At 60.9% G+C, this 6,861-nt stretch carries 6 protein-coding genes; 1 reads left to right on the top strand and 5 read right to left on the bottom strand.

Translation table 11 applies throughout. The features are described 5' to 3' along the window. Positions 1-187: 187 nt before the first annotated feature. A complete protein-coding gene (locus tag GA0061103_RS22720) occupies positions 188-1,117 on the top strand; it encodes an IS110 family RNA-guided transposase (protein WP_092708808.1) in 930 nt (309 codons plus the stop codon). Positions 1,118-1,205: 88 nt separating this feature from the next. On the opposite strand, the gene GA0061103_RS22715 is transcribed toward GA0061103_RS22720, so the two are convergent. From GA0061103_RS22715 to GA0061103_RS22690, 5 genes are all read right to left on the bottom strand, one after another. Further along, positions 1,206-2,243 (bottom strand): 4-hydroxyproline epimerase, encoded by a 1,038-nt coding sequence (locus tag GA0061103_RS22715; protein ID WP_092715140.1) that lies wholly within the window; start codon positions 2,241-2,243, stop codon positions 1,206-1,208. Positions 2,244-2,424: 181 nt separating this feature from the next. Then, the gene (locus GA0061103_RS22710) at positions 2,425-3,717 is read right to left on the bottom strand and encodes an alpha/beta hydrolase (protein WP_167376631.1); all 1,293 of its coding nucleotides are present in this window, start codon (positions 3,715-3,717) and stop codon (positions 2,425-2,427) included. Positions 3,718-4,276: 559 nt separating this feature from the next. Further along, positions 4,277-5,158, bottom strand: a complete 882-nt coding sequence (locus GA0061103_RS22700) for an aldo/keto reductase (RefSeq protein WP_092715135.1) — start codon at positions 5,156-5,158, stop codon at positions 4,277-4,279. 213 nt (positions 5,159-5,371) lie between these two features. Further along, the gene (locus GA0061103_RS22695; protein WP_092715133.1) at positions 5,372-6,016 is read right to left on the bottom strand and encodes a TetR family transcriptional regulator; all 645 of its coding nucleotides are present in this window, start codon (positions 6,014-6,016) and stop codon (positions 5,372-5,374) included. A 64-nt stretch (positions 6,017-6,080) separates the two neighbouring features. After that, positions 6,081-6,728, bottom strand: a complete 648-nt coding sequence (locus GA0061103_RS22690) for a class I SAM-dependent methyltransferase (protein ID WP_092715131.1) — start codon at positions 6,726-6,728, stop codon at positions 6,081-6,083. Between the last annotated feature and the right edge of the window lie 133 nt (positions 6,729-6,861).

Genomic DNA, 6,861 nt, shown 5'->3' with positions numbered 1-6,861 from the left:
TTGTAACTTCCGTTTATCCGCTATTGGCGCTGTAGTGCCGGTTGCGGTTGGGGATGGAAGACCGCCGCTCCTTTGGGACAGCAAGCCCGTGGGAGAGCTTGGGTCTCCGTCCGCCATTCCATTGAACCCGAACAGTCGCCGGGGCCGCTTGCGAAGGCAAAGCCCGCTTAGGCAAGGATGGGATCAGATGGAGACGATCGTTGGTATCGATGTTTCGAAGAACCGGCTCGACGTGGCGGTCGTACCGCAGGGTGAAGCCTTCGCTATCGGCAATGATCATGCCGGCATCGATGAATTGATTGGTCGGCTGAAGACCATCGGCGCTGATGCGATCGCACTTGAGGCGACGGGCGGCTTCGAGACCCTGGCGGTGGCCGAGCTGTCATCAGCGGGGTTGACGGTCCTCGTCGTCAATCCGGCGCAAGTGCGTGCCTATGCCAATGCCATTGGCCGCAGGGCCAAGACCGATCCGATCGATGCCGCCGTCATCGCCGCCTTCGTCCTGGCGACGAAGCCTGAGATCCGGCCGTTGCGCGACGCCGAGACGCAAGCTCTTTGCGAACTCGTGGCCCGTAGGCGGCAGATTGTGCAGATGATCGTGGCCGAGGAGAACCGGTTGCGCATGGCGCTGGCAAAGCAGGCGCAGAAAAGCATCAAGCGATTGCTGACGGCCTTGCGTCGCGAGCTGGAAAGTCTCAATGCCGATCTCGACGACCATATCCGCAAGTCGCCGGTCTGGCGGGTGCGGGAGGAACTGCTGACCTCGGTGCCGGGCGTCGGGCCGACGACGGCCCGCACGCTGTTGGCCGAACTGCCCGAACTCGGCAGTCTCGACCGACGCCAGATAGCATCACTGGCAGGCCTTGCCCCCTGGACGCGGCAATCGGGAAAATGGAAGGGCAAGAGCTTCATCAGTGGCGGCAGGGGCAAGGTGCGCGCCGTCCTCTTCATGGCCGCCCTCGTCGCCAGCCGCCATAACCCAAGCCTCAAGGCCTTCCGCGACCGTCTCGTCGCCCAAGGCAAGCCCAAAATCGTCGCCATCGTCGCAACCATGCGAAAACTGATCACCATCCTCAACGCCATCATTCGAGACAATAAGCCATGGCAAAACGCTTGACTGATAAGACAGTCGCTCTCCCCGCTTGCGGGGAGAGGGTTAGGGTGAGGGGCAAACTCTCCATGCAGCAAGAGCCGGTGCTCAGCCCTCAAATATCCCCTGCCGAAGGTCCCCAGACATCCGTCATGGCAAAGCCTTCGGCCATCGGGTCGAATGGATCGAGCGCCACCTGACTCAAGCCGAAGGTGAAGCCGCGGCCGGTGATGGTCGGGATGATTGCCGGCTTTCCGGCAACCTCTGTCTCCGCCTGCAGGCCGACTTCGAACTCGGAACCGATGATCGAGCGGGATTTGAAGACATCGCCGACCTTGGCCTTGCCGCGGGCGTGCAGCGTCGCCAGATTGGCGGAATTGCCGGTACCGCAGGGCGAGCGGTCAGCGCGGCCGGGCCACATGGTCGTGCAGGTGCGGATAGCACCATCGGCATCGATATCCCGGAACATCACATAGGCAACGCCCGAAATCGCCGGGATTTCCGGATGAACCACGGACATGGTGCGGTTGATCGCCTCCTTGAGGATCATGCCGGCCTGAACGAGAGCGGCCGCATTGCCCTTCTCGATCGTCAGACCGATCTGGCCGACATCGACGAGCGCATAGAAGATGCCGCCATAGCAGAGATCGAGCTTGATCTTGCCCCATTGCGACGTCTCAAGCTCGACATCGAGTTCATGCACGAAGGACGGCACCATCGTGAGCCGCACCTTCTCGCAGCGGCCGTCGCGGCAGGTCGCCGTTGCCCGCACAAGGCCGGCAGCCGTGTCGAGCGTGACGACCGTTTCCGGCTCCGTCATCTCGACAATGCCGGATTCGAGCAAAGCGGTGGTCACGCAGATGGAATTCGAACCGGAACTTGCATGGGCCTGGTCCGGCTGCAGGATGATGAAACCGGCATCGGCATCCGGGTGCTTGGCGGGGAGCAAAAGATTGACGGAACCGATCGGCGCGCCGCGCGGCTCCAGCACGAGGAAACGGCGCAGTTCCTGGCCCTTCGGATCGGTGTTCAGCCAATGCAGCTGCTCGGCAATACTGTTGCCGGGGATCTTCGGGACGCCGCCAATGGCAACCTTGCCGATTTCACCCTCGCAGTGGACATCCAGCAGCTGGATCGTGCGCTTCCATCTCATTTCACAGGCTCCCATCAGAGGTGTTGCGTCATGCCGCCGCCAATGCGGATCCTCTCGCTGGCCACTTAACCGGCAGCCTGCCCGGCTGACGCAGCTCTCTGATATATCAGATCGAGCAATATGGCTACGACGTTTTGCGGCAAGGCTGGAAGCCGCCGCCCCGGATCAAGTCATGATAGCGCTATTGCTTCAATGCGTCGCCGACATTGTTGCCGGTTGCCTCGACGCTATCGCCAAGCGAGCCGACGGTATTGTTGGCGGATGCGCCGACGCGGCGCCATTGTTCGCCGTAGTTCTGGCGTGTGCGGGGATCGAAGATCGCAATCGGGGCGCTGACCGCCGCACCCGCCACGCTGCCAACGGTCTGGGCCGCGCCCATGGCGACCGCGCCGACGGCATCGCCGATGCCGACATCGGAATCGGTGATCGTCTGGCCGGCAATCAACCGGGCGCCGATCAGCTTCACCACTTCCGGGCTCTCGGCGAACTTGCCGTGATTGAGGCCATCGCCGGTCTTGAGCTTGGTGAGATCCAGCACGGTGATCCCCTGTTTTTCCAGCTCGCTGCGATAGGGTTCGGCCGTGGGATCGATCTGGCCGAGGCGATCGATATTGCCGGAGATGCGCCGCGACAGCGAAAGCGCGCGGTCGTCACGCGAGACGAACAGCGTGAAATGCGGCTTGTCCTTGCCGAGTGCCGCGAACTGCCTTCCGAAGACATCGACGTCGAGATCGGGCGAAGCGAGGATGACGTTCTTGATCTTTGGCGCGACGCGGCCATTGCGGATCGCCATTTGCCGCAGCGATTCGACGGCCAGCCAGCTGCCCATCGAATGCGCCATGACGGTGATATCGCCGACGGCAGGATCGGCGGCAACCCGGCGCAGCAGCTCTTCCAGCGAGTCGCGGGAATAGTTGGTGCTTTCCTTGTCGTAGGCATAGTCGAAGATGCTGGCGCGCGACGGCCAGGTGAAGACGATCGGCGCGACGTCGGCATGCGAATCGTGAACGATCTGCGCGAAACGATAGACCGCATCCTCATAGCGGTTGTTGAAGCCATGCACGAAGATCAGCACACGCTTGTTCTTCGGCAGTTCCGCATGCACCCAGGCACGCCCGTCCGCCTCCGTCGCCAAAGGCTTGACGGCCGTCGTAACGAAATTCTTCAGCGGATTGCCTGGAAGGCGGCTCGGCCACTGCACCTGGCCGACTTTGCGATTGGCCTCCGGCGGAATGGAGACGCTGACGGCATCCACCTTGAGCCCCGGCCCGCGCTCGCCCGAAAACAGAATGGCCGGGTCCTTGTCGGGCAGGCGTGTCGTCGCCACGAGGAGATCGACCTTGGATGTGCCCGGCACGTTTTCACTGATGGGCTGCATAACCCCGATGGGACGACCGCATGCGGCCAGCGACAATGTCGCAACGACAGCTACAGTTCGGAAAAACAGCTTTCCCCATCGGTCCGAACCCGCCATGCGCTGCATCATGCAACCCTTCCTTACCGCCATAACGTCGCGCCACTCTACGCATGGATACCTGCGGCGCAAGCGACTCCAGCGGTTCTTGACCACATGATGCGATGCTAATTCGCGACGGCATTGCAAAGGCGCAACGCCTTTGAAGACCCGGAAAATCACTGAGGAAGACAAGATAAAAAAAGAGCCCGATGCGGGAGGAGGATGCATCGGGCTCTTGATCCGGATTGGCAACTGGGAGGAGGAGGAGTGTTGCCAATCATTGAAGGAGCGCTGGGAGGAGGAGTGCGCTGCCTTCGAGGGATTAGATATAACGCTGGAGCCGGCATGAACAGATCGGCTTTCGCAATGCAGCAATGCATATAGCGCATTGCTTTCTTCATAAATGCCGAAAACCTCGCATAGCACCGGCATTTCCGGCGTTCCAGCGCCTATTTTGCAGTCGTTATCGACCCTAATCCTGAGATTCACATGATTGTGATCGGCGTTTCTGCATGGGACGCGCCCTCGCCGACGCTTGTCCGGTCAGCAACCGCCGACCGGACAAGCAAATTTGGGTTTATGCGGCCTTGAAGGCTTTCTTGCCTTCGGCATCGAGCGCTGCAAACTCCTCGTCGGACAGAACGATATCGACCGCTGCGGTATTTTCTTCGAGATGCTTGACCTTGCCCGTTCCCGGGATCGGCAGCATCACGGGGCTGCGCTTCAGCACCCAGGCAAGCGCGATCTGGCTCGGAGCGGCATTGTGCTTCTTCGCGATGGTATCGAGGAGCGAGCCTTCCTTGGCGAGATCGCCGGCTGCCAGCGGGAACCACGGGATGAAGCCGATGCCGTGCTTTTCGCAATAGTCGAGTACGTCTTCGCTGGTGCGATCGACGAGGTTGTAGCGGTTCTGCACCGTCACGATCTTGAAATGCTTCGATGCCGCTTCGATGTCGGCAACGGACACTTCGCTGAGGCCAGCATGGCGGATAATACCGTCATTCTGCAGCGACTTCACGGCATCGAATTGCTCCGCCGCCGGCACCTTGGAATCGATGCGATGCAGCTGCCAGAGATCGATGCGATCGACGCCGAGGTTGCGCAGACTCTTGTGCGCCTGCTGGATCAGATATTCGGGGCGACCCACGGGCACCCAGACATTTGGGCCGGTTCGGGTCAAACCGCCCTTGGTCGCGACCACGAGGCCCTGGCCATAGGGATGAAGCGCCTCCTTGATCAGACGTTCGGAAACATCCGGGCCATAGGAATCGGCGGTATCGATGAAATTGATGCCGAGCTCCGGCAGGCGCTTCAGCGTGCGGATGGCTTCGTCATGGTCCTCGGGCTCACCCCAGATACCGGAACCGGTGATGCGCATGGCGCCGAAACCGAGACGATGAACGGGGAGGTCACCGCCGATCTTGAACTGACCGGACTTGGCTGCGTCGAATTCTGACATGGTTATAGTCCCTTTTGCTGATCTGAAATGTATCTGACGTTTCCGGCATCCTGGGAGGAGCCGAGATTCGAAGGGCAAATCGAGGGTTTCGCGAGGGAGAGATACAGTCGCGACCCGATACTAGATGGGTCTGCGTCGCGGCATATGCAATGCACCGATGCGCGTTGCGCCAGGACCAATCAGGCGGCTTCCCCCTGATCTAGCCTGGCGCCGTCATGTACGCCGTTGCACCTGTTTGCCGAGATCGGCAAGCGTGGCCCAAAGCTCATCGAAGAGGTTGCGAGCGAATTGCTCCACGGAAACATCCTGTGGCGATTGCATCCAGCGCTCGCTGCCGATGCGCAGCATCGTCACGACCGCGGCCGCAAGCATGCCAAGGCGAAGACGCTCCTCCTGGCTGCCGCTGCCACGGGCAAACAGTGCGTCCGCGAGCTTCTTCTCCAATTTGGCGTATTTGAGTTGGTCGCGTGCTTGAAGCGTCGGCGTATTGTGAATCAGGGCAGCCAGAGCAAGGCTTTGCGGATCGGCGATGGCAGTGCGAAGAGCAGAATTGACGGCCATCTCGATGACGTCGACGATCGAAGCATCTTCGGGCTGCGCAGCGACTGCGCCAATCAGCTCGCGGGCGAAACCATCCTGCCAGGCCGCAACGACCTCTTCCTTGCTCGGAAAGTAATCGAAGAAGCTGCGCTTGGAAACATCGGCAGCTTCCGTGATGTCCTCAATGGTGGTGGCCTCGAAGCCGCGTTCAAGGAAGAGCTTCAAGGCGGCGGATTCGATTCGTTCGCGGGTTTGACGACGCTTGCGTTCGCGCCGGCCTTCCTTCACCGCGCTGTCGACATCCGGTCTCTTCGCCATCCAGCTACCCCTGCCAGCCATTCGCTTCGGGCCGCCCCAAATCGGCCTTGCCGGCTTCCGGCACCTAGGCGCTGATTCCGGCATTCTCTCCGCTGCTACGATATTTGGAGCCAGCAATCGAGAGCTCCAGAGGATTTTGCCGCGATATCCTGTAGACACCGGCGGGCGGAATGTTGCGCACGGTACCGCCGATGCGCTTTGCTTGCAGGCCGAGGCTTTCTAGGATCGGCTTCTGCACCGGACAACGCGGGCCATAGGTGAACTGATAGAAAGCCCCTCCCGGCTTCATCGTTTCGAAGGCGCCGCCGACAATGGCCGCGACCTTGGAGGGCGGCATGGAGAGCAGCGGCAGGCCGCTGACGACGGCGCCGAAAGGTGCCTCATCAAAGAGGCCGCACTGGCCGAGCTTGGCCGCATCCATATGCACCACCCGCGCTTCGGGGAAGCGCCCGCGCAAGCGCACGGCAAACTCCTCGCCGAACTCGACGAGGGTCAGCGCGCTTTCGGGGATACCACGCGCAAGCAACGCCCGCGTGAATACGCCGGTGCCCGGACCGAGTTCGAGGATCGGCCCATCGAACGGCTCGATCTCCTGCGTCATCAATCTTGCCAGCCGCTCGCCCGAGGGCGCCACCGCCGCAACCCGCATGGGATTGCTCACCCAGGAGCGGAAGAACTGCACGAAATCAGCGCATGAGGTCTTTGTCGTCATTCCGCAAATCCAATCTTCGATCACATAATTTGATGAGGGCCGAACAGCGTGGCAATTCGAAGGCATACCACGCCATTAGACCGTCGAAAGTCATTGATATGCAAGCATCATCGCATATTTTACGCTTACATAT

This window comes from Martinezella multihospitum (assembly GCF_900094585.1).
GTDB lineage: Bacteria > Pseudomonadota > Alphaproteobacteria > Rhizobiales > Rhizobiaceae > Rhizobium > Rhizobium multihospitium.
This window is presented reverse-complemented; position numbering and strand designations above follow the sequence as displayed.

Bases quoted from the DNA above. Each gene is read 5' to 3' on its own strand.
- GA0061103_RS22690 (WP_092715131.1), bottom strand. From the start codon at position 6,728: ATGACGACAAAGACCTCATGCGCTGATTTCGTGCAGTTCTTCCGCTCC.
- GA0061103_RS22710 (WP_167376631.1), bottom strand. From the start codon at position 3,717: ATGGCGGGTTCGGACCGATGGGGAAAGCTGTTTTTCCGAACTGTAGCT.
- GA0061103_RS22715 (WP_092715140.1), bottom strand. From the start codon at position 2,243: ATGAGATGGAAGCGCACGATCCAGCTGCTGGATGTCCACTGCGAGGGT.
- GA0061103_RS22700 (WP_092715135.1), bottom strand. From the start codon at position 5,158: ATGTCAGAATTCGACGCAGCCAAGTCCGGTCAGTTCAAGATCGGCGGT.
- GA0061103_RS22720 (WP_092708808.1), top strand. From the start codon at position 188: ATGGAGACGATCGTTGGTATCGATGTTTCGAAGAACCGGCTCGACGTG.
- GA0061103_RS22695 (WP_092715133.1), bottom strand. From the start codon at position 6,016: ATGGCGAAGAGACCGGATGTCGACAGCGCGGTGAAGGAAGGCCGGCGC.